Raw genomic sequence first — 22,145 nt, 5'->3', positions numbered from 1 at the left:
GAGGCTATATGCTTTTTCCTCGTCGTCAGACGCTGGCGCTGCTCTGCGCGTCCGCGTTCATGGCGGTGTCGCATGCCGCGGCTCCGCAATCCCCTCCCCCGCTGTCCCTGGCGGAAGCCGTCGCGCTCGCCACCGCGCGCGCCGGCGATGCCGAATCCTCGCGCGGCGCCGTCGAGGCGGCCATTCAGATGGCGGTCGCCGCCGGCCAGCTGCCCGACCCGGTGCTCAAGCTCGGGCTCGACAACGTTCCCGTCAGCGGCCCCGACAAGTTCTCGCTGAGCCGGGACTTCATGACCCAGCGGTCCATCGGCGTGGCGCAGGAATTCACGCGCGCGGACAAGCGCCGCGCCAGGGCCGCGCGCTTCGAGGCGGAGGCGTCCTCCGCCGAGGCGCAGCGCGCGGTCAGCCTCGCCAACGTGCAGCGCAATGCGGTGTCCGCGTGGCTGGACCGCTGGTACGCCGAGCAGACCGGCGTGCTGCTCGGCCATCACGGCCATCCGCTCGGACTGGCGCGCGAGGCCGCCGCCGCGGCCTATCGCAGCGGACGCGGCACGCGCGCGGACGTGCTGACGGCGGAGCTGGAGATCCAGAAACTGCAGGACCGGCTGGACGAAAACCAGGCTGCCGTGGCCACCAGCACGCAGGCCCTGGAGCGCTGGATCGGGCCGCAGGCCAGCCGGCCGCTCGCCGGGCGGCCGCGCCTGGACGTGCCGCAGCCGGTGCGGCAGCTCGCGCAAGGCGAGTTCGACGCCGTGCCGGAGGTGGAGGCCGCCCGGCGCGACATTGCCCTGGCGGAGACCGAGATCCGGACCGCCACGCAAGCCAGCAAGCCCGACATCACCGTCGAGCTGACCTACAGCCAGCGCGGCTCCGCCTTTTCCAACATGGCCTCGCTCAACGTCAGCTTCCCGATGCCGTGGGACCAGGGCAACCGCCAGGACCGCGAAATCGCCGCCCGGCTGGCGCAGGCGACGGACGCGCGCGCCAGGTCGGAAGTCGTCCGGCGCAATCTCCAGGCGCTGGTCGGCGCCAGGCTCGCCGAGTTGCAGCGCAATCTCGGCCGGCTCGAGCGCTACGACGAGAGCCTGCTGCCGCTGGCGCAAGCCCAGGCGGACGCGGCCCTGACCGCCTACCGGGCCGGCACCGGAACGCTGCTGGCGGTGGCCGAGGCGAACCACCGCGCCATCGACGCGACGCTGGAGCGGCTGGCGCTCGAAGCCAGGACGGCGAAGCTGTGGGCCGACCTGGCCTTCCTCGTTCCCCTGCCCACCGCGCAAACCGAACCCGCCACGAAGGACGTCAAATGAACAGCAAGCGTATTGCAGCAGCGGCCTGCCTGGTTCTCGCCGGCACCGCGGTCTATGGCGCCTATCGCTTCGGCGTCACGCGGGGCGCGCAACTGGCGCAGGCGTCCGCCCCGGCCGGCGCGGCGGGCGGCACCGACCCGAAGACCGGCAAGCAGGTCCTGTACTGGCACGATCCGATGGTGCCAGGCCAGCGTTTCGACAAGCCGGGCAAGTCGCCCTTCATGGACATGCCGCTGGTCCCCGTCTACGCCGACGGAAATGGCGGCGGTGACGGTGACGGCGGCAGCGGCGTGACGGTGGATGGCCGGGTCGCCCAGAACCTGGGCATCCGCACGGCCGAGGTCAGGGCCGGCCGCCTGGGCGCGGTGCTCGAGGCGCCCGGCAACATCGCCGTCGACGAGCGCAGCATCCAGGTGGTCCAGGCGCGCACGGCCGCCTTTGTCCAGCATGTCGCGGTGCGCGCGGCATTCGATCCCGTCCGGCGGGGCCAGGCGCTGGTCACGCTGTACTCGCCGGACTGGGTGGCCGCCCAGGAAGAGTTTCTCGCGGTGTCCCGCGCGGCGGCGGCCGGCCAGCCCGACCTGCGCGGCGCGGCCAGGGCGCGCATGCGCCAGGCCGGCATGACGGCGAGCCAGATCGCCGCCGTCGAAGCGTCCGGCAAGGTCCAGCCCGACCTCGGCATCGCCAGTCCGGTCGATGGCCTCGTGACCGAGGTCGCCGTCCGCGACGGCATGACCGTCGCGCCCGGCATGACGCTGTTCCGCCTGGCCGACCTTGGCCAGGTCTGGGTGATCGCCGAGGTGCCGGAAGCGCAAGCGCGCAGCATTGCCGCGGGGCAGGCCGTCCAGGTGCACGCCGCCGGGGAGGCCGGGCCGCTCGCCGGCAAGGTCGATGCCATGCTGCCCGACGTCGATCAGGCAACACGGACCATCAAGGTCCGCATCATCCTGCCCAACAAGGGCCGGCGCCTGCTGCCGGGCATGTTCGCGAACGTCCGCTTCGACGGCGGCCAGGACCAGGACGCGCTGCTGATCCCCGCCGAATCCGTCATCCGCACCGGCCAGCGCGCCATCGTCATGGTGGATGCCGGCAGCGGCGGTTTCGTGGCTGCCGACATCAGGACCGGACGCGAGTCCGCGGGCATGGTGGAGGTGCTGGACGGTCTCAAAGCCGGCCAGAAAATCGTCACGTCCGGGCAGTTCCTCATCGATTCGGAGGCCAGCCTGCGCGGCACCACCGGGCGCATGAGCGCGGCCCCGGCCCCGACTCCGGCCACTGCCCCGGCCGCGCCGGCGGCCGAGCACGAGGGAGCGGGACGCATCGAGGCCGTGAACGGCGGCGACAGCCTGACCATCTCGCACGGCGCCATTCCATCGGCGCAGTGGGGCGCCATGACGATGGATTTTGCCGCGCCGCCCGCCGGCCTGCCCAAGGGGCTCAAGCCGGGCGATCGCGTGCGCTTCCGCTTCCACCTGAATGACGACGGCGAGGCGGTCCTGTCGTCGGTCGAGCCGGCCGCCGCCGCGCGGGGAGCCAAGCCATGATCGCCCGCCTCATCCTGGCATCCATCCGCAACCGCTTCCTGGTCCTGCTGGCGACGGCCATGCTGAGCGCATGGGGGCTGTGGGCGGTGCGCAGCACGCCGCTCGACGCCTTGCCGGACCTGTCGGACGTGCAGGTCATCATCCGCACACCGTTTCCCGGGCAGGCGCCGCAGATCGTGGAGAACCAGGTCACCTACGCGCTGACCACCACCATGCTGTCGGTGCCGGGCGCCAAGACCGTGCGCGGCTACTCGTTCTTCGGCGACTCCTTCGTCTACGTGCTGTTCGAGGACGGCACCGACCTGTACTGGGCGCGGTCCCGCGTGCTGGAATACCTGAACCAGGTGCAGGCGCGCCTGCCGGCCGCGGCCAGGCCGGCGCTGGGCCCGGACGCCACCGGCGTCGGCTGGATCTACGAGTACGCGCTGGTGGACAAGACCGGCCGGCACGACCTGGGCCAGCTGCGCGCGCTGCAGGACTGGTTCCTGCGCTTCGAGCTGAAATCGCTGCCGAATGTCGCCGAGGTCGCCTCCCTCGGCGGGATGGTCAGGCAGTTCCAGGTCGTGCCGATGCCGGACCGCCTGCGCGCCTACAACCTGCCGCTGTCCAGGGTGCTGGCGGCGCTCAAGGGCGCCAACCAGGAGAGCGGGGGCTCGGTGCTGGAACTGGGCGAGGCGGAATACATGGTGCGGGCCACCGGCTACCTGAAGACGCTCGACGATTTCCGGCAGATACCGCTTGCGACGAGCGCCGCCGGCATCCCGGTGCGGCTGGGAGATGTCGCCACCGTCCAGCTCGGCCCCGAGATGCGGCGCGGCATCGCCGAACTGGACGGCCAGGGCGAGGTGGCCGGCGGCGTGATCGTGATGCGCTCGGGCAAGAACGCGCTGGAAACCATCGAGGCGGTAAAGGCGAAGCTCGCCACGCTGCAAAAGAGCCTGCCGGCGGGCGTCGAGATCGTGCCCACCTACGACCGCTCGGCCCTCATCAACCGCGCGGTGGAGAACCTGACGCACAAGCTGATCGAGGAGTTCATCGTCGTCGCCATCGTCTGCCTGGCCTTCCTGTTCCACCTGCGCTCCGCGCTGGTGGCCATCGTGTCGCTGCCGCTGGGCGTGCTGGCCGCATTCCTGGTGATGCGCTACCAGGGGGTCAACGCCAACATCATGTCCCTGGGCGGCATCGCCATCGCGGTGGGCGCCATGATCGATGCCGCCGTCGTCATGATCGAGAACGCGCACAAGCATCTGGAGCACTGGCACGCGAAGCATCCCGGGGGCAGCCTGGCCGGGCAGGAACGCTGGAACGTGATCGGCGAGTCGGCCGCCGAGGTCGGGCCGGCACTGTTCTTCTCGCTGCTCATCATCACGCTGTCGTTCATTCCGGTCTTCACGCTGGAGGCGCAGGAGGGCCGGCTGTTCTCGCCGCTGGCCTTCACCAAGACCTACGCAATGGCCGCGGCGGCGGGGCTGTCCGTGACGCTGGTGCCGGTCCTGATGGGCTACCTGATCCGCGGCAGGATTCCGTCGGAACAGGCCAACCCGCTGAGCCGGTGGCTGATCCGCGCGTACCGGCCCGTGCTGGCGAGGGTGCTGGCCCGTCCCGGGACCACCGTGGCGATCGCCGCGCTGCTGCTGGCCGCCACCGCCTGGCCGGTCATGCGCATCGGCGGCGAATTCATGCCGCCGCTCGACGAAGGCGACCTGCTGTACATGCCCTCGGCCCTGCCCGGGCTGTCCGCCGGCAAGGCGGCGCAGCTGCTGCAACAGACCGACCGGCTCATCAAGACCGTGCCGGAAGTGGCCACCGTGTTCGGCAAGGCCGGGCGCGCCGATACGGCGACCGACCCGGCGCCGATCGAGATGTTCGAGACCACCATCCGGTTCCGGCCCCGCGACCAGTGGCGCCCCGGCATGACCACCGACAAGATCGTGGAGGAACTCGACCGCATCGTCAAAGTGCCGGGCCTGTCCAACATCTGGGTGCCGCCGATCCGCAACCGGATCGACATGCTCGCCACGGGCATCAAGAGTCCGGTCGGCATCAAGGTGGCGGGCACCGACCTGAAGGAAATCGACCGGCTCGCCTCGCGGATCGAAGCGGCCGTCAAGACGGTGCCGGGCGTCACTTCCGCGCTGGCCGAACGGCTCGCCGGCGGCCGCTACGTCGACGTGGATATCGACCGCGTGGCCGCGGCGCGCTACGGGCTCAACATCGAGGATGTGCAGAGCATCGTGTCGTCGGGGGTCGGCGGCGACAACGTGGGCGAAGTGGTCGACGGGCTGGCGCGCTTTCCCATCAGCGTGCGCTACCCGCGGGACTACCGCGACTCGGTGGAACAGCTGCGCGGCCTGCCCATCGTCACCGACCGGGGCCAGCAGATCACGCTGTCCGACGTGGCGCGCATCCAGGTCGTGCAGGGGCCGCCCATGCTGCGCAGCGAGAATGCCCGCCTGTCCGGCTGGGTGTACGTGGACATCCGCGGGCGCGACCTGCGCTCGGCCGTGCGCGACATGCAGGCGGCGGTGGCCAAGGCGGTGCCGATGCCGGCGGGCTATTCCGTCAGCTGGTCGGGACAGTTCGAGTACCTGGAGCGCGCCACCGCGAAGCTGAAGGTGGTGGTGCCCTTCACGCTGCTCATCATCTTCGTGCTGCTCTACCTGGTGTTCGGCCGGCTGGACGAGGCCCTGCTCATCATGGGCACGCTGCCGCTGGCGCTCATCGGCGGCTTCTGGCTGCTCTACCTGCTGGGCTACAACCTGTCGGTGGCCGGGGTCGTCGGCTTCATCGCGCTGGCCGGCGTCGCGGCCGAGTTCGGCGTCATCATGCTGCTCTACCTGAAGCAGGCCTGGGCCGGGCGCGTGGACCAGGGCGAGGCAAGCCTGCCCGCGCTGCTCGATGCCATCCAGGAAGGCGCCGTGCTGCGGGTCCGCCCCAAGGCGATGACCGTCGCGGTCATCCTCGCCGGCCTGATTCCGATCATGTGGTCGCACGGCACCGGATCGGAAGTCATGCAGCGCATCGCCGCGCCGATGGTCGGCGGCATGGTCACCGCCCCGCTGCTCTCCCTGTTCGTCGTGCCGGCCTTGTACCTGCTGATCCGCAGGCGCCAGGCAGCGGCTGCGCCCACATCGTCCGTATCGTCCGTATCGTCCGCGCCACGCCCCACCCACCCTTCACCTCAAGAGGAAACGTCATGAAGCACGTCAGGATTGTCCCGCTCGTTGTTGCGCTCGCCACCGCGCCCGCCGCGTTCGCCGCGGCATCGATGGATGGCATGGCCATGAAGCCATCTTCCCCTTCTTCCCCCGCTGCGGCGGCTGCCGGAGCGCGGCAGGCGCCGCGCCCGGTGGCGGCGGAAATCAGGAAGATCGACCTGCAGTCAGGCAAGGTCACGCTCAAGCACGGCCCCATCGAGAACCTCGGCATGCCCGCCATGACGATGGCATTCCCGGCCAGGGACCGCGCCGCGCTGAAAGACTTCAAGGAGGGCGATGCGGTCGCGGTCGTCTTCGACAAGGTCGACGGCAGGCCGACCGTCGTGGACATGCAGCGGAAGTAGGCGCGCCGGATCGCATGCCGCCCGGGGCGGCATGCGTATGCCGGCGAAAGTGACGCTGCTCATCATCGCGCCGGCAGCGGCCCCGGCTAGGCAGGGGACGTCTTCTTCTGCGCGGACTTCGCGCGGGCGGGACCGCACCCCGCGGCCGTGAACCCGCAATCCTCCGGATGCCCCTCGCAGCAGTGCTCGACCAGGAAACCGATCAGCTCGTTCATCTGGTCGAATTGCGCGCGGTAGATGACGAACCGGCCGTCCTGGGTGCTCTTGATCAGTCCGGCATGGACCAGTTCCTTCAGGTGGAAGGACAACGTCGCCGGCGGCACGCCCAGTTCCTGGCCGATCCGGCCGGCATTGACGCCGTCGTGGCCGGCCTGCACGAGCAGGCGGAAGATCTTGAGGCGGGAATCCTGGGCCAGCGCGGCCAGCGCGGCTACGGCGGTTTCTATCTTCATCATTCCTGGAACCGTGGAGGCTTTGGATACAAGGAGGTACCGGTCGCATCATACCGATAAGCGCATTTCGCGCCCGTCCCGTGCCTTGCCGCACATCTTCGCGATGTCCGTTGCTAAATTTCCATGTTTCGAATATATTCGAAACATGGAATCGACTCATGCCCTCGAAGCGCTTGGCGCGCTCGCCCACGCAATCCGCCTGTCCGTGTTCCGCCTGCTGGTCCAGGCGGGGCACGAAGGGCTCGCGGCGGGCCGCATTGCCGAACTGATGGAGATACCCGCCTCCTCGCTGTCCTTTCATCTCAAGGAACTGCACCGGGCAGGCCTCCTGTCCAGCCGGCAGGACGGACGCTCCATCATCTACATGGCTCGCTTCGAGACCATGAACGCCTTGCTTGGCTACCTCACGGAAAACTGCTGCGGCGGCAATCCGTGCTCCCCCCTGTCCAACTGTGCCGTTGCCCCGGAGTTGCAATTATGAAGCGCTTTCACGTCCACGTCAGCGTGGCAGACCTGCCCGCCAGCATCCGCTACTACTCGGCGCTGTTCGCGGCGGAACCCAGCGTGGTGAAGGACGACTACGCGAAATGGATGCTCGAGGACCCGCGCGTGAACTTCGCGATCTCGGCGCGGGGCGCCAAGCCCGGGCTGGACCATCTCGGCTTCCAGACCGACGACGCGGGCGAACTGGCGGCACTGAAGAAGCAGGCCGAGGCCGCCGACATGGCGCTGCTCGACGAAGGCGAGACCACCTGCTGCTACGCGCGCAGCGAGAAGTACTGGGTCACGGACCCGCAAGGCATCGCCTGGGAGCACTTCCACACGCTCGGCGACGTGCCGGTCTACGGCGAGTCCCGCCCGAAGGAACAGGGCCGGGAACAGGGCCAGGAAAATTCGTCGTGCTGCGCGCCGCGCGCGCCCGGAGGCAAGCCTGTCGGCATTGCCGTCGCCGCCGGCAATCGGTCCTGCTGTTAGGGGCCTGCCATCAACGATGCGGCCATCGCGCCCAAGCGCCGCATCGAACTGTTCCTGTCCCCTCCGATTCCGCAGCTCGCTGCGGGCGCGCCGCGGAAGGCCGCACGCGACATCGGCAAAAGCTGACCGCCGCCGGCCGCACCGCGCTCACTCTCGCCCCTGCCATGACCACAAACGTCCTGATTCTCTGTACCCACAACTCCGCCCGCAGCGTTCTGAGCGAAGGCATGCTCAATCACCTGGCAAGGCAGTTCGGCCGGGACGTGCATGCCTACAGCGCCGGCAGCTCGCCCAGCGGCCGCATCAACCCGTTCGCGATCGAGGTGCTGCGCAATGCCGGCGTCGACACGGGCAACTTCCGCAGCAAGAACTGGGACGAGTTCGTCGCGGCAGACGCGCCCCGGATGCGCATCGTCATTACGGTCTGCGACAGTGCGGCCGAGGAGGCGTGCCCGTACTGGCCGGGCGGCCCGGTCAAGGTGCACTGGGGCTACCCCGATCCGTCGAACACCGAAGGCGGAGACGACAAGAAGCGGCTCGCCTTCGAGCTGACCCGGCAGGCCATCGCCTACCGGATGCTGCAGTTGCTGCTGCTGCCGATCGACGAGATGAGCGATGCCGAACTGCAGGAGACCCTGCAGCGTCTCGCGGGGAGCTGAACCATGAGCAGTCCGCACGTCGCCGCCACCGGGCCGGTTTCGGCCAAACCGGCCATCGGCTTCTTCGAGCGCTACCTGACCGTCTGGGTTGCGCTTTGCATCGTCGTCGGCATCGCGCTGGGGCAGGCCCTGCCGGAGGTCTTCCATGCCATCGGGCGCATGGAGTACGCCCAGGTCAACCTTCCCGTGGGATTCCTGATCTGGGTCATGATCGTTCCCATGCTGCTGAAGATCGATTTCGGCGCGCTCGGCCAGGTCAGGTCGCACTGGCGGGGCATCGGCGTGACCTTGTTCATCAACTGGGCGGTCAAGCCGTTCTCGATGGCCCTGCTGGGCTGGATCTTCGTCCGCCACCTGTTCGCGCCGCTGCTTCCGGCGGACCAGCTCGACAGCTACGTGGCCGGCCTCATTCTGCTGGCGGCCGCGCCTTGCACGGCGATGGTCTTCGTCTGGAGCCAGTTGTGCAAGGGCGACCCCTATTTCACGCTGTCGCAGGTGGCGTTGAACGATGCCATCATGGTCGTCGCATTCGCCCCGGTGGTCGCGCTGCTGCTCGGCCTGTCGTCGATCACGGTGCCGTGGGACACGCTGCTGACCTCGGTCGGGCTGTACATCGTCGTGCCGGTCGTCATCTCACAACTGCTGCGCAAGCTGCTGCTGACCCGCGGCGCGGCGCATTTCCAGCGGGTCGCGCAGCGCCTGGGGCCCTACTCCATTGCCGCGCTGCTGCTGACGCTGGTGCTGCTGTTCGCGTTCCAGGGCCGGGCAATCATCGAGCAGCCGCTCGTGATCGCGCTGCTGGCGGTACCCATCCTCATCCAGGTCTTCTTCAACTCGGGGCTGGCCTACCTGCTGAACCGCAGGCTCGGCGTCGCGCATTGCGTGGCGGGCCCGTCCAGCCTGATCGGCGCGAGCAACTTCTTCGAGCTCGCCGTGGCCACCGCGATCAGCCTCTTCGGCTTCCAGTCGGGCGCCGCGCTGGCGACCGTGGTCGGCGTGCTGATCGAGGTGCCCGTGATGCTGCTCGTCGTCGGCATCGTCAACCGCTCGCAGGCATGGTACGAGGCCAGGGCCAACTGAGAGAACATCATGTCCGTCACGGTCTGCCGAAGCGGCGCCGGCACTCGCCGCGGCGGCCATGCGCCATGAGCCATGAGCAGGACGCCCGCGTCGGCGACACCGACCGCGGCGAAGTCGAATCATCATCCAAGGAACGGTATGGCCAGGGAGCCGGGTGGCGGCATGATCGCCAGGCTGGGAATTGCACAGACGCTGGCGTGGGGGTCGACGTACTATCTGCCGGCCATGCTCGCCACGCCGATGGCGCACGATCTCGGCGTGTCGACGCCGACGATCTTCGCCGCGTTCAGCGCGGCGCTCATTGTCTCGGCGCTGCTCGGGCCGTCCGCCGGCAGGATGATCGACCGCGCGGGCGGCCGGCCGGTGCTGGCGGCCACCAGCATCGTGTTCGCCATCGGGCTGGCCGGACTGGGCCTCACCCACGGGGCAACCGGGCTGTTCGCGGCGTGGCTGGTGCTCGGCATCGGCATGGGCGCCGGCCTGTACGAGGCGGCATTCGCCACGCTGGTCGCCGTCTACGGCAATCGCTCGCGCAATGCCATCACCGGCGTGACGCTGATCGCCGGGTTCGCCAGCACGGTCGGCTGGCCGCTGTCGACGTTCATGGAGTCGCATATCGGCTGGCGCGGCGCCTGCTTCGCCTGGGCGGCCCTTCACCTGACGCTGGGGCTGGCCCTGAACCTGAGCCTGCCGCGCGGCATGGCCGCCGGCGCCGCCGCTACGGCGCCGGGCAATGCCGGCGCCAGCGCACCCCCGGCGCCCCGCGAGACGCCCGCGCAGCGGCTGGCCTCCATGTCGCTGGCCTTCGTGTTCGCCGCGACGTGGTTCACCAGCACGGCGATGGCGGCCCACCTGCCGCGCGTGCTGCAGGCCGGCGGCGCGACGCTGGCCACCGCCGTCATGGTCGGCGCGCTGATCGGCCCGGCGCAGGTGGCGGCGCGGCTGCTGGAGTTCGGCCTGCTGCGCAAGGTCCATCCGCTGCTCTCCGCGCGCATCGCCGCCGCGCTCCACCCCGTCGGCGCGCTCGCGTTCGGCGTGATCGGCGCCCCGGCGGCGGCGCTGTTCGGCGTACTGCATGGCGCGGGCAACGGCATCCTGACGATCGCCAAGGGCACGCTGCCGCTGGTGATCTTCGGCCCCGGCGGGTATGGATACAGGCAAGGCGTCCTGATGGTGCCGGCCCGCGTCGCGCAGGCGCTCGCGCCGTGGCTGTTCGGCATGTGCCTGGATGCTTTCGGCGTCAATGCGCTGTGGCTGACGTCGGGCCTCGGCGTCGCGGCGATCGCCATGCTGATGGCCATCCGGCAGGTCGAAGTGCCCGCCGCCGACGCGGTGCCGCTGTCGTCCGCGCACGCCCGCCGGCATCGTCCAGGCCGGCCGGGATCAGTCGATGGAAAGCCGCTGGACCAGCCAGCCGCGCAGGGCATAGGTGAGGAAGCAGTAGCCGCAGAGGATCGGTACCAGCAGCCCCCAGAACACGCCCGGCGGCGGCACCAGTCCCAGTGACGGCGCCAGCGGCGAATAGGGCAGCCAGACGCCGGCCACGCAGATGGCGAGCGTAGTGGCGATCAGCGCGGGGCTGCCCCGGCTTTGCAGGAAGGGAATCCGCCGCGTGCGGATGACGTGGACGATCAGGGTCTGGGACAGCAGCGACTCGAGGAACCAGCCGGTCTGGAACAGGTTCTGCTGCGCGGGCGTGCTGGCTCCCAGCACCCAGTAGAGCGCGGCGAAGGTGATGTAGTCGAACAGCGAGCTGATCGGGCCGATGCAGAGGATATAGCGGCCCAGCTTGCCGATCTCCCAGCGGCGCGGACGGCTGATGGCGGCCTCGTCGACGTTGTCGGTGGGCAGCGCGGTCTGCGAGAAGTCGTAGAGCAGGTTGTTGGTCAGGACCTGGATCGGCGCCATCGGCAGGAATGGCAGCCACGCGCTCGCGCCGAGCACGCTGAACATGTTGCCGAAGTTGGAGCTCGCGCCCATGCGCAGGTACTTGAGCAGGTTGACGAAGACCTTGCGGCCCTCGATGACGCCGTCGTGCAGCACCATCAGGCTCTTTTCCAGCAGGATGATGCTGGCCGACTCCTTGGCGATGTCCGCGCCGGTGTCCACCGAGATGCCGACGTCCGCGGCCTTCAGCGCCGGGGCGTCGTTGATGCCGTCGCCAAGCACGCCGACCACCCGGCCGCGCGCCCGCAGGGCCTTGACGACGGCCGCCTTGTGGGCCGGCGTCAGCTTGGCGAACAGCACCGTGCGCTCGGCCAGCTCGCCGAGCGCCTGCGGCGACATGCCGTCGAGTTCGGCGCCGAGCACCGGCCGCCCGACGTCGAGGCCCACCTCGCGGCAGATCTTGCACGCGATCACCGGACTGTCGCCGGTCAGGACCTTGACCTCGACGCCGCCACGACGCAGCGCTTCCAGCGCGGGCGCCGCGCTTTCCTTCGGCGGATCGATGAACGCGATGTAGCCGAGCAGGATCAGCCCGGCTTCGTCCGCCACCGAGTACGGATGCGTGTCCGGCGCCGGCGGCAAGGCCTTGTAGGCGATCGCGATGACGCGGAAGCCGTCGGCATTGAGCGCGTTGCACACCGCCATCAGCGCGTGGCGGTGCGAGTCGTCCAGCGCCACCGCCTCGCCCGCGAGCTCGGCGCTGGCGCAGGCGGCGTAGACCTCCTCCACCGCGCCCTTGCACACCAGCAGCCTGCCCTGCGGCCCCTCCACCACGACCGACATGCGGCGCCGCTCGAAATCGAACGGCACCTCGTCGATCTTGCGGTACTCGCCGGCCTTGCGCAGCGCCTCCCCCACTTCCTCATGGAGCAGGACCGCCTTGTCCAGCAGGTTGTGCAGGCCGGACTGGTGGAAGCTGTTCAGGTAGGCGAACTCGAGCACGCGCGCGGTTTCCTGCCCGGCCAGGTCCACGTGCTTCTTCAGGATGATGCGGTCCTGCGTCAAGGTGCCGGTCTTGTCGGTGCACAGCACGTCCATCGCGCCCAGGTTCTGGATCGCGCTCAAGTGTTTCACGATCACCTTGCGCCCGGACATGACCAGCGCGCCCTTGGCCAGGTTGACGGTCACCAGCATCGGCAGCATCTCCGGGGTCAGCCCCACGGCCACCGCCACCGCGAACAGCAGCGCCTCCAGCCAGTCGCCCTTGGTCAGCCCGTTGATCAGGAACACCAGCGGCGCCAGTATCGCGATGAGAACGATCATCATCCGCGCAAAGCGCTGCAGGCCCTGCTCGAACACCGTGGCCGGCGCCTCCTCGGCAAGCGAGCGGGCGATGCCGCCGAACATGGCACGCGGCCCCGTGAACACCACCACCACGCTCGCGCTGCCGCTGACCACCGCCGTGCCCATCAGCACGATGTTCTCCAGCGCGCACGGGTCGGTGCCGCTGGCGCCGTCGCGGGCGAATTTCTCCACCGGCAGCGACTCCCCGGTCAGGGGCGCCTGGTTGACGAAGAGGTCCTTCGATGCCAGCACCCTGGCATCCGCGGGCACGAGGTCGCCCGCGGCCAGGTGGACGATGTCGCCCGGCACCAGCTCGCCGATCGGCAATTCGCGCGTGGCGGGAGGATCGGCCGGGGTTGCCCGGCGCTGCGTCGCCGCAGTGGTATGCACCATCGCGCGCAGCGCCGCCGCGGCGCGCCCGGAACGGCGCTCCTGGACGGTGGCCAGGCCCACGCTCAGCAGCACCATCACGGCAATCACCGCCGAGGCGTCGTAGTTGCGGATGCTGGCCGATACCACCGCCAGCGTCAGCAGCAGCACGTTGAGCGGATTGAACAACTTGAGCAGAAGATCGACCGCCGCCGGGCGGGAGCGCTCGCGCTCGGCCTGGTTGGGGCCGCAGCGCTGCAGGCGCTGCGCGGCCTCGGCCTCGCTCAGCCCGTCCGGGCTGGCGGCCAGTTGCCGCAGCAGCTCGGCAAGCGGCGTGCGGGCCGCGCGCAGCAGCGCCTCGTGCATGCCGCCGGAGGTGGCCGCCCCCGGCGGGCCCGGCGGCCTCGCGCCGCGCGGCTCGTGCGCGCCCGGCTTGCGGGGCAGCAGGCGAAGCCGCCGGCCAAGACGTTCGATTGTCCGCGCCATCATGCTCATGACCCCTTTCACCGTTCCCGCTGCCGCTCACGCCTGAGCGCACAGGTATTGCCCGCGTGGCGCATCCGGCAAGCGCATTCCGGGCCGGCGCCTGCGATGCCTGGGCGCCACGCATGCCGGCGTCTCGCCAAGCGACGTGGCCATGCAAGAACCAGCCCGCAGTCCTTACCAGCCAATAGCCGTTTCGCCACTATGCACGGGCAACAAGATCATCCCATGACAACCTTGATGACGCCTGCACGAACCGCAGATAGCAAAAAGCCCACTCCGTGGAGTGGGCTAGGTGCCTGAATCGCTGGTGGGTCGTGCGTGACTCGAACACGCGACCAACGGATTAAAAGTCCGCTGCTCTACCGACTGAGCTAACGACCCGGAAAAACAGAAGCCGCGATTATAGGGAGATCATGGCTTCAATGTCAACCTTCGGGCGCCCGGCGGCTGTGCTAGGCCATGCGCTCAAGGCGCCATATCTGGTAGCGGAAACCCAGCACGGCGCCGGCCAGGATGCCGGCCAGCGCGATGAACGAGCCGATCGCCAGCGTCGACACGCCCGACAGACCCTGCCCGATGGTGCAGCCCAGCGCGGTCACGCCGCCGGCGCCCATCAGGATGCCGCCCACCATGTGGTTGCCGACGTCCTCGGCATTGCCGAAGCCTTCCCAGCGGAACGTGCGCGTGGCCAGCGCGCAGGCGGCGGCCCCGGCCACCACGCCGAACACGCTGACGATGCCGATGGTCAGCACCTTGCTCTTGTCGCTGAACATCATCAGCCAGTCGAGCGTGTAGGCATACGGCGCGACGAAGCTCAGGCTTTCCATGCGGCCGCTGTTGGTGCCGACGAACAGTTCTTCGAGCGTGTTGGGGTCTTCGGCGACGTAGCCGAGGTGGCCCGACACGTACCACATCGCCACGATGACGAGGCCCACGGCGAAGCCGCCGAGCAGGTTGTCGAAGGTGCGAAAGCCGCGCCCGGCCAGCGCCCAGGCCACCAGCGCGCCGCCCAGCACCAGCGCCAGGCCGAGCTGCAGCGCGGGCCGCGCGATGCCGCTGGCATGCGCGAGCACGGACGGCAGGTCCTGCGTGGTGGGCAGCGTGAGCGCTACCGTGTCGACGGTGTTGACGCGGATCACGCCGAACAGGCCGCGCAGCGTCATGTAGGCCGACAGGCCGAGGAACACGAACACCACCAGCGATTTCAGGTTGCCCGCGCCGATGCGCACCAGTGTCTTGCTGCCGCAGCCCGAGGCCAGCACCATGCCGAAGCCGAACATCAGCCCGCCGACCAGCGCGGAGAGCCAGCCCAGCTTGCTGGCGGCGTAGATGGTCTTGGTGGGATCGATGAGGCCGGCGGCGGCCAGCGCGGCGGTGCCGATCATGGCCACGCCGATGGCCAGCCCCCACATGCGCATGCGGTTCCAGTCGCCCATGTTGACGACGTCGGACACCGCGCCCATCGTGCAGAAGTGCGTGCGCTGCAGTACCGCGCCGAACAGGAAGGTCAGGAGGAAGGTGCTGGCCAGCACGATGCGGCTGAGCGCGGCGAGGTCGATTTCGGGCATGGATGTCCGGCGGGGGGAAGCGCAACGGTGGAAACGGGTCGGATCGGGTAAGGAAAGCAAAGCGGTGCCGGCGGGCGCCGCGCGCGGCGGCGCGGCGCTGCCGGCCGCCTTCGGGTTGCCTTCAGGCCGCCTTCAGGTCGCCTTCAGGCCGCGCCCTGGTAGCGGGTCGGATCGGGCACGCCGGCGGCCTCGAAGCCGGCGCGGCGGATGCGGCAGGAATCGCACACGCCGCAGGCGCGGCCGTCGTCGTCGGCCTGGTAGCACGACACGGTCATGCCGTAGTCCACGCCGAGCCGGACGCCGGCGCGGATGATCTCGCCCTTGGTCATGTCGATGATGGGCGCGTGCACGCGGATGCGCTCGCCTTCCACGCCGGCCTTGGTGGCGAGGTTGGCCAGCGTCTCGTAGGCCGAGACGTACTCGGGGCGGCAGTCCGGGTAGCCGGAGTAGTCGACCGCGTTGGCGCCGAAGAACAGGTCGCGCCCGCCCACGGCCTCGGCCCAGCCCAGCGCGAGCGACAGCATGATGGTGTTGCGCGCCGGCACGTAGGTGACAGGGATGCCGCCCACGGCGCCGTCGGTGGGCACGTCGAGGCTGTCGTCGGTCAGCGCCGAGCCGCCGAAGCGGCGCAGGTCCAGGTCGATGATCTCGTGGCGCGCGGCGCCGAGCGCGGCGGCCACGCGCCTGGCCGCGTCCAGCTCGGAGGAGTGGCGCTGGCCGTAGCGCATCGACAGGGCATAGGTCTCGAAGCCCTGTGCGTTGGCCATGGCCAGGACGGTGGCGGAGTCCAGGCCGCCGGAGAGCAGGACGATAGCGCGTTTTTTCATGATGGCGGGGGGGCGCGGCGCCTGGCGGCGGCGCGCGGAAAATCGGGGCGAATCCCGCATTTTAGCGCGAGCATGGCGGAAGACCGCCGATGCGGGCAGGCGGCGCGCGTCAGGGCGAGGCCAGCTGCCCGATCAGCAGCCTGGCCGCCGCCGGCAGTTCGTCGAAGTCGCGGAACACGATCTTCAGCTCGCGCTCGGCCCAGGGCTCGTCCAGCGCGACCTTCACCAGCCCCGGCATGCGCTCCGGGATGCCGACCTCGGGCAGCAGCCCGATGCCCAGGCCGACCGCCACCATGTTGCGCACCGCCTCGAAATTGGTCACCTGGATGCGCAGCTTCAGGCGCCGGCCGCAGGCGGAGGCGGCGCGCTGGCACAGCGTGTGGATCGACGCGCCGTCCTGCATGCCGACGAAGTCCTCGTCCAGCACTTCCTCGAAGCGCAGGCTCGCGCGGCCGGCGTAGCGGTGGTGCTCGGGCACGATGAAGAACAGCCGGTCGACGCGGTACGGCAGCGTCGACAGGCGCTCCGGCGGCGTGGTCAGCGCGCAGATGCCGAAGTCCACCGTGCCGCTTTCCACCATGCGCACGATCACGTCGCTGGTCTTCTCGATCAGGTCGATCTTGATGGCGCTGTTGGCCGACAGGAAGCGGTGCAGCGCCTGCGGCAGGTGGTGCACCATCGCCGTGAAATTGACCGACATGCGCACGTGGCCGCGCACGCCCTTGGTGTATTCGTCGAGCTCGCCCTCGGCCTGCTGGAACTGCTCGAAGATGCGCCGCGCGTGGCGGTACAGCGTCTGGCCGGCCGGCGTGGGCCGCACGCCGCGGCTGTGGCGCTCGAACAGCGGCGTGCCGGCGTCGCTTTCCAGGTCGGAGATGCGGCGGCTGACCGCCGAGGCGACGATGTGGGTGGCCTGAGCCGCGGCCGCGATGCTGCCCTGCTCCACCACCGCGGCGAAGACCCGCAGGGATTCGACGTCGAAGCGCATGGGATCCTCCGTGGCGGATGCGGGCCAGCCATCTCATGCCGCGATGGCTGAATTGTCGAAAAAGAAATAGCGGCGCGCCGGCGCGGACGCTAGCATGCCCTCCTCGACCGCCGCACGAAGCCTGCCTGCGCTGGGCCCGTGTCATGTCGGGCGACCTGGCCGCAGATCCTAGCACAGGCCTGCGGGGCTGCGTCCGCCCAATGCTCACTTGCCGATCCGCGATGCCTCAGACCTTGTTCGAAAAACTCTGGCGCCGCCATGCCGTCCGCGAAAACGACGACGGCACCACGCTGCTCTACATCGACCGCCATCTCGTCAACGAAGTCACCAGCCCGCAGGCCTTCGACGGGCTGCGCCTGGCCGGGCGCGCGCCGCGCCGCCCCGCGTCGGTGCTGGCCATGTCGGACCACAACGTGCCGACCACGGACCGCAGCCAGGGCATCGCCGCCATCGCCGACCCCGTGGCGCGCGCGCAGGTGCAGGCGCTGCAGGCCAATTGCCGCGCGTTCGGCCTGACCGAATACCCGCTCAACGACGCCCGCCAGGGCATCCTGCACGTGGTCGCGCCCGAGCAGGGCATGACGCTGCCCGGCACCACGCTGATCTGCGGCGATTCGCACACCAGCACGCACGGCGCCTTCGCGGTGCTGGCCTTCGGCGTCGGCACCTCCGACATCGAGCACGTGCTGGCCACGCAGTGCCTGCGCCTGCCGCGCATGAAAACCATGCGCGTGGCGATCGAGGGCGAGCTCGGCGCCGGCGTCACCGCCAAGGATGCGGCGCTGGCCTTCATCGGCCGCTTCGGCACCGACTTCGGCACCGGCTACGCGCTGGAATTCTGCGGCAGCGCGGTGCGGGCGATGAGCATGGAAGCCCGCATGACGCTGTGCAACCTGACCATCGAGGCCGGCGCGCGCTGCGGCATGGTGGCCGTCGACGACACCACGCTGCAATACCTGCGCGGGCGCCCGCACGCGCCCAGGGGCGCGCAGTGGGACGCGGCCGAGGCCTACTGGCGCACGCTCGCCAGCGACCCCTGCGCGGCCTTCGACCGCGAGGTGACGCTCGACGCGGCCGGGATCCGGCCCCAGGTCACGTGGGGCACCACGCCCGGCATGACCTGCGCGGTCGACGGCGCGGTGCCCGACCCCGAGCGCGAGGCCGATCCGGTGCGGCGCGCCGGCCTGCGCAACGCGCTGGCCTACATGGACCTGGCGCCCGGCACGGCGATCCGCGACATCGCGCTGGACAAGGTGTTCATCGGCTCGTGCACCAACGCGCGCATCGAGGACCTGCGCGCCGCGGCCCAGGTGGTGCGCGGCCGCAGGGTGGCCGGGCGCATCGTGCAGGCGCTGGTGGTGCCGGGCTCGGGGCTGGTCAAGCGCCAGGCCGAGCAGGAGGGACTCGACGCGGTGTTCCGCGCCGCCGGCTTCGAATGGCGCGAGCCGGGCTGCTCGATGTGCCTGGGCATGAACGCAGACCGCCTCAGCCCCGGCGAGCGCTGCGCCTCGACCTCGAACCGCAATTTCGAAGGCCGCCAGGGACGCGGCGGCCGCACCCATCTGGTCAGCCCGGCGATGGCCGCGGCCGCCGCCATCGCCGGCCATTTCGTCGACGTTTCCACTTTCCGCTAGGCCCGCCGCACCCATGCAGCCCTTCACCTTCCTCGACGCGCTCGTCGTCCCCGTGGACCGCCCCAGCGTCGACACCGACGCGATCCTGCCCAAGCAGTACATGAAAATGATCGGGCGCACCGGCTTCGGGCCGTACCTGTTCGACGAATGGCGCTACCTCGACGCGGCCGAGCCCGGCGACGACTGCGCGCGGCGCCGCCCGGTGCCCGGCTTCGCGCTGAACCAGCCACGCTACCAGGGCGCCGGCATCCTGCTGGGGCGCGCCAACTTCGGCTGCGGGTCCAGCCGCGAGCACGCGGTGTGGGCGCTGGCCGAATGGGGCATCCGCGCGCTGGTGGCGCCGAGCTTCGCCGAGATCTTCCGCGGCAACTGCCTCAAGAACGGGCTGTTGCCGATCGTGCTGCCCGAGGCGGCGGTGGACGCGCTGTTCGCCGCCGTGCAGGCGCGCCCCGGCTACCGCCTCGCCATCGACCTGCCGTCGCAGGCCGTGCGCGAGCCGGACGGCACCGCCCATGCGTTCGACATCAACCCGTTCAACAAGGCCATGCTGCTCGACGGCCTGGACGAGATCGGCGACACCCTGCGCCACGCCGCCGCGATCGGGACCTTCGAGCGCGAGCGGCTGGCGCTGGAGCCGTGGCTCGCGGGCGGCGCCGGCGCGCCGCCCTGAAGCATCCCGTCCCCCGAGACATCCCACTTCGACATCCAAACTACAACGATTGCAGGAGATCCCCATGCAGACCGACACCACCCTCACCGCGCCGCGCGTCTCGTGGCGCGCCAACCTCACGGCCAAGCACTGGCGCACGCTCAACGGCGCCTTCATGGGCTGGATCTTCGACGGCTACGAGGCGCTGGCGCTGATCGTGATCCTGCCCTCGCTGATGCAGTCGGTGCTCACGCCCGAGCAACTGGGCTCGCGCTCCATCTACAGCGGCGTGGTCATCGGCATCACGCTGCTGGGCTGGGGCATCGGCGGGCTGATCGGCGGCACCATGGCGGACTACGTCGGCCGCAAGCGCATGATGATGTGGTCGGTCTTCCTGTACGCGGTGCTGACCGGCTTCACCGCGCTGGTCCAGGACGTCTGGCAGTTGAGCGCGTTGCGCTTCGTGACGGGCCTGGCGATGGGCAGCGAATGGAGCACCGGCATCGCGCTGGTGGCCGAGACCTGGCCGCGCGAGGCGCGCTCCAAGGGCGCGGGCTTCCTGCAGTCGGGCTTCGGCTGGGGCACGCTGATCGCCGCGGTGATCTGGTACTTCCTGGGCGAGTTCAACCCGTTCGGCGCCGACAACTGGCGCGTGATGTTCGTGGTCGGCGCGCTGCCGGCGTTCTTCGTGCTCTACATGCGCCGCGGCGTGGACGAGTCGGAGAAGTGGATCGAGGCCGTGCGCAACAAGCGCTGGGGCGCCACCGAGGGCAGCGCCGCGCAGGCCGGCGACGCGGGCAAGCGCCCCTTCACGCTGACCCAGATCTTCCGCGAGCCCGAAGCCGCGCGCCGCATCGCGCTGACCACGGCGCTGTCGATCGTCACCATCGTCGGCTGGTGGGCCGTCTCGAGCTGGCTGCCGGTCTACACCGGGGCGCTGGCCGCCGCCGCCCACGTCGAGAACCCGCAGCGCTGGATCTCCTCGGTCAACATCACCTACACCATCGGCGCGATCGTGGCCTACGTGGCCTCGGGCTTCCTCATCGACGCGATGGGCCGGCGCTGGTTCCTGTTCCTCACGTTCGCCGGCTCGCTGCTGACCACGGTCATGGCCTACGCCTGGGTCGGCACCGTGCAGCAGATGCAGATCGTCGCGCCCATCAACGGCTTCTTCACGCTGGGCTGCGCGTTCGCCTGGCTGGCGATCTACCCGGCCGAGCTGTTCACCGCCTCGGTGCGCTCCACCTCGGTCAGCTTCGTGTTCAACTCGGCGCGCCTGATCGCGTGGTTCTTCCCGATCCTGTCGGGCACGCTGATTAAGTCGTTCGGCGGCGTGGCGCAGGCCGCGCTGATCTTCGGCTCGGTCTACGTGCTGGGCATGGTGCTGCCCTGGTTCCTGCCGGAAACCAAGGGCCAGGACCTGCCGGAATAAGCGCGGCGCCCGCGCGCGCAAGGCGTGCCGCGGGCAAAAGAAAAAGGCCGCCAGTGTCGCCACTGGCGGCCTTTCGTCGTTTCGCGCCCGCTTACTTCAGCGTCTTGAGCCGGTTGCTGGCCGCCTGCGCGCCCTCGGTGCCGGGGTATTTCGACACCACCTGCTCCAGGGTCTTGCGGGCCGCGGCCTTCTGGCCGGACTCGAGCTGGTTGTTGGCGATGGCGATCAGCGCATCGGGCACCTTGGGGTGGTCCGGGTACGCCTGCACCATGTTCTGCAGCACCGTGGTGGAGCCACGGTAGTCGCGCTGCGCGTACAGCGAGTTGCCGAGCCAGAACTGCGCCAGCGGCACGTACGGGCTCTGCGGGTACTTCTTGATGAAGCCCGAGAAGACGCCGCCGGCGCCCTTGAAGTCGCCGGTCTGGAACTGCTTGAGCGCGGCGTCGTACTCGGTCTTCTCGCCAGGCTGCGACAAGCCCTCGCGGCCGTCCACGGTGACCTGCTGCGGCTCGAATTTCTTCAGGCGCGCATCGAGGTCCGCGTAGTAGTCCTTCTGCTGCTTCTGCAGCGTGGCCACCTCGTTCTGCAGCATCTCGTTCTGGCCGCGCAGCCGCGCCACTTCCTGGCGCAGGCCTTCGAGCTGGTTCTGCATGTCCAGCTGGGCGCGGCTGTTCTGGTCGATGCGCTGCGATGCGGTTGCCTGGAAGCCGTTGAACTGATCGCGCATGGTGACGATGGCGCGGCGCGCCTCGTCATCGTCGAATACGCCGGCCCGTGCCTGCGCGACCGGCAGCAGGCCGGCGCAGGACATCGCAGTGAGCAATACCAGTTTGGAGACGCGTGCGTTCATGAGGTGCCTGTGCGCAGATTAGTACGTGATGTCCGCGCGGCGGTTCTCCGCCCAGGCGGCTTCGTCATGGCCGGTGGCCTTGGGCTTTTCCTTGCCCAGGCTGACGGCTTCCATCTGGGTGTCGGGCACGCCCAGCGAGGACAGCGAGCGGCGCACGGCCTCGGCGCGCTTCTGGCCCAGCGCCAGGTTGTACTCGCTGGTGCCGCGTTCGTCGGTGTTGCCCTGGATCAGGATGCGGCGGCCCTTGTTGCTGGCCAGGTACTTGGCGTGCTCCGACAGCAGGCCCTGGTAGTCCGACTTGACGCTGTAGCTGTCGAAGTCGAAGTACACGCTGCGCTTGGCCAGCGGGCTGTTCGGGTCGTTGAGCGGATCGCGCGAGACGTCCACCGGCGCCACGGCGCGGGCGTCCGTCGCCGTGCCGCCCTTGCCGGCGCCGGCGTTGGCGGTGTCGTCCAGCTTGACGCCGGAGCTGCAGGCGCCGAGCGCCAGCAGGGCGGCGACGGCAAGGGTCTTGGTCATCATTTGGGTCATG

The 22,145-nt window shown here is 69.8% G+C and carries 18 protein-coding genes, 1 tRNA gene and 1 pseudogene; 12 read left to right on the top strand and 8 right to left on the bottom strand.

What is annotated here, in order from left to right; translation table 11 throughout:
* The first annotated feature begins 8 nt into the window (after positions 1 to 8).
* Genes KF708C_RS06650 through KF708C_RS06635 form a run of 4 tightly spaced genes read left to right on the top strand, consistent with a single transcriptional unit; the run spans position 9 to position 6,413 of the window.
* Entirely contained in the window at positions 9 to 1,307 is a 1,299-nt protein-coding gene (locus KF708C_RS06650; RefSeq protein WP_059411265.1) for a TolC family protein, read from the top strand.
* On the top strand, positions 1,304 to 2,851 hold the full coding sequence (locus KF708C_RS06645; RefSeq protein ID WP_059411264.1) for an efflux RND transporter periplasmic adaptor subunit: 1,548 nt from the start codon (positions 1,304 to 1,306) through the stop codon (positions 2,849 to 2,851). Before KF708C_RS06650 ends, KF708C_RS06645 begins: the two co-directional genes overlap by 4 nt.
* Positions 2,848 to 6,051 (top strand): efflux RND transporter permease subunit, encoded by a 3,204-nt coding sequence (locus KF708C_RS06640; protein WP_059411263.1) that lies wholly within the window; start codon positions 2,848 to 2,850, stop codon positions 6,049 to 6,051. Before KF708C_RS06645 ends, KF708C_RS06640 begins: the two co-directional genes overlap by 4 nt.
* Positions 6,048 to 6,413 (top strand): copper-binding protein, encoded by a 366-nt coding sequence (locus KF708C_RS06635; RefSeq protein ID WP_059411262.1) that lies wholly within the window; start codon positions 6,048 to 6,050, stop codon positions 6,411 to 6,413. Before KF708C_RS06640 ends, KF708C_RS06635 begins: the two co-directional genes overlap by 4 nt.
* Positions 6,414 to 6,499: 86 nt before the next feature.
* Here KF708C_RS06635 and KF708C_RS06630 read toward each other — a convergent pair whose 3' ends face one another.
* Positions 6,500 to 6,865, bottom strand: coding sequence for an ArsR/SmtB family transcription factor (locus tag KF708C_RS06630; RefSeq protein WP_020206785.1), 366 nt, complete (start codon positions 6,863 to 6,865; stop codon positions 6,500 to 6,502).
* Positions 6,866 to 7,010: 145 nt separating this feature from the next.
* Between KF708C_RS06630 and KF708C_RS06625 the strand changes: the two genes are divergently transcribed.
* The 5 genes from KF708C_RS06625 to KF708C_RS06605 all read left to right on the top strand — a co-directional run bounded on the left by KF708C_RS06625 (position 7,011) and on the right by KF708C_RS06605 (position 11,085).
* Positions 7,011 to 7,346, top strand: coding sequence for an ArsR/SmtB family transcription factor (locus KF708C_RS06625; RefSeq protein WP_059411261.1), 336 nt, complete (start codon positions 7,011 to 7,013; stop codon positions 7,344 to 7,346).
* Positions 7,343 to 7,840, top strand: coding sequence for an ArsI/CadI family heavy metal resistance metalloenzyme (locus KF708C_RS06620; protein WP_059411260.1), 498 nt, complete (start codon positions 7,343 to 7,345; stop codon positions 7,838 to 7,840). The genes KF708C_RS06625 and KF708C_RS06620 overlap by 4 nt, the downstream gene beginning before the upstream one ends.
* 164 nt (positions 7,841 to 8,004) lie before the next feature.
* Positions 8,005 to 8,499, top strand: coding sequence for an arsenate reductase ArsC (locus KF708C_RS06615; protein ID WP_059411259.1), 495 nt, complete (start codon positions 8,005 to 8,007; stop codon positions 8,497 to 8,499).
* 3 nt (positions 8,500 to 8,502) lie between these two features.
* Positions 8,503 to 9,579, top strand: a complete 1,077-nt coding sequence (gene arsB / locus KF708C_RS06610) for an ACR3 family arsenite efflux transporter (protein WP_059411258.1) — start codon at positions 8,503 to 8,505, stop codon at positions 9,577 to 9,579.
* A gap of 138 nt (positions 9,580 to 9,717) precedes the next feature.
* Positions 9,718 to 11,085: an MFS transporter gene (locus KF708C_RS06605; RefSeq protein WP_231586394.1), complete on the top strand. Its 1,368-nt coding sequence runs from the start codon at positions 9,718 to 9,720 to the stop codon at positions 11,083 to 11,085.
* Here the strand turns inward: KF708C_RS06605 and mgtA are convergent.
* The 5 genes and pseudogenes from mgtA to KF708C_RS06580 form a co-directional block, all read right to left on the bottom strand.
* Positions 11,038 to 13,545, bottom strand: a pseudogene (gene mgtA / locus KF708C_RS06600) (magnesium-translocating P-type ATPase); the annotation flags it as partial. The gene KF708C_RS06605 and the pseudogene mgtA sit on opposite strands and share 48 nt — an antisense overlap.
* Before the next feature lie 425 nt (positions 13,546 to 13,970).
* Positions 13,971 to 14,046 (bottom strand) — tRNA-Lys (locus KF708C_RS06595).
* 71 nt (positions 14,047 to 14,117) lie between these two features.
* Positions 14,118 to 15,233 (bottom strand): YeeE/YedE family protein, encoded by a 1,116-nt coding sequence (locus KF708C_RS06590; RefSeq protein ID WP_020205606.1) that lies wholly within the window; start codon positions 15,231 to 15,233, stop codon positions 14,118 to 14,120.
* Positions 15,234 to 15,376: 143 nt separating this feature from the next.
* Positions 15,377 to 16,060, bottom strand: coding sequence for a 7-cyano-7-deazaguanine synthase QueC (gene queC / locus KF708C_RS06585; protein ID WP_020205607.1), 684 nt, complete (start codon positions 16,058 to 16,060; stop codon positions 15,377 to 15,379).
* Positions 16,061 to 16,169: 109 nt separating this feature from the next.
* The gene (locus KF708C_RS06580) at positions 16,170 to 17,048 is read right to left on the bottom strand and encodes a LysR family transcriptional regulator (RefSeq protein WP_059411256.1); all 879 of its coding nucleotides are present in this window, start codon (positions 17,046 to 17,048) and stop codon (positions 16,170 to 16,172) included.
* A gap of 221 nt (positions 17,049 to 17,269) precedes the next feature.
* Between KF708C_RS06580 and leuC the strand changes: the two genes are divergently transcribed.
* The 3 genes from leuC to KF708C_RS06565 all read left to right on the top strand — a co-directional run bounded on the left by leuC (position 17,270) and on the right by KF708C_RS06565 (position 20,763).
* Complete coding sequence (leuC, locus tag KF708C_RS06575; RefSeq protein WP_059411255.1) at positions 17,270 to 18,682, top strand: 3-isopropylmalate dehydratase large subunit; 1,413 nt, start codon at positions 17,270 to 17,272, stop codon at positions 18,680 to 18,682.
* 13 nt (positions 18,683 to 18,695) lie between these two features.
* The gene (gene leuD, locus KF708C_RS06570; protein ID WP_059411254.1) at positions 18,696 to 19,352 is read left to right on the top strand and encodes a 3-isopropylmalate dehydratase small subunit; all 657 of its coding nucleotides are present in this window, start codon (positions 18,696 to 18,698) and stop codon (positions 19,350 to 19,352) included.
* A gap of 64 nt (positions 19,353 to 19,416) precedes the next feature.
* Positions 19,417 to 20,763 (top strand): MFS transporter, encoded by a 1,347-nt coding sequence (locus tag KF708C_RS06565; RefSeq protein WP_020205611.1) that lies wholly within the window; start codon positions 19,417 to 19,419, stop codon positions 20,761 to 20,763.
* Between the two features lie 91 nt (positions 20,764 to 20,854).
* Here the strand turns inward: KF708C_RS06565 and ybgF are convergent, their stop codons facing one another.
* Positions 20,855 to 21,613 carry a tol-pal system protein YbgF gene (gene ybgF / locus KF708C_RS06560; RefSeq protein WP_029044162.1) on the bottom strand — a complete coding sequence of 253 codons (759 nt, stop codon included), beginning with the start codon at positions 21,611 to 21,613 and terminating at the stop codon, positions 20,855 to 20,857.
* A gap of 18 nt (positions 21,614 to 21,631) precedes the next feature.
* Positions 21,632 to 22,144, bottom strand: coding sequence for a peptidoglycan-associated lipoprotein Pal (gene pal / locus KF708C_RS06555; RefSeq protein WP_029044163.1), 513 nt, complete (start codon positions 22,142 to 22,144; stop codon positions 21,632 to 21,634).
* Between the last annotated feature and the right edge of the window lies 1 nt (position 22,145).

Origin of the sequence: Cupriavidus basilensis (assembly GCF_000876015.1) — a bacterium.
GTDB lineage: Bacteria > Pseudomonadota > Gammaproteobacteria > Burkholderiales > Burkholderiaceae > Cupriavidus > Cupriavidus basilensis_B.
This window is presented reverse-complemented; position numbering and strand designations above follow the sequence as displayed.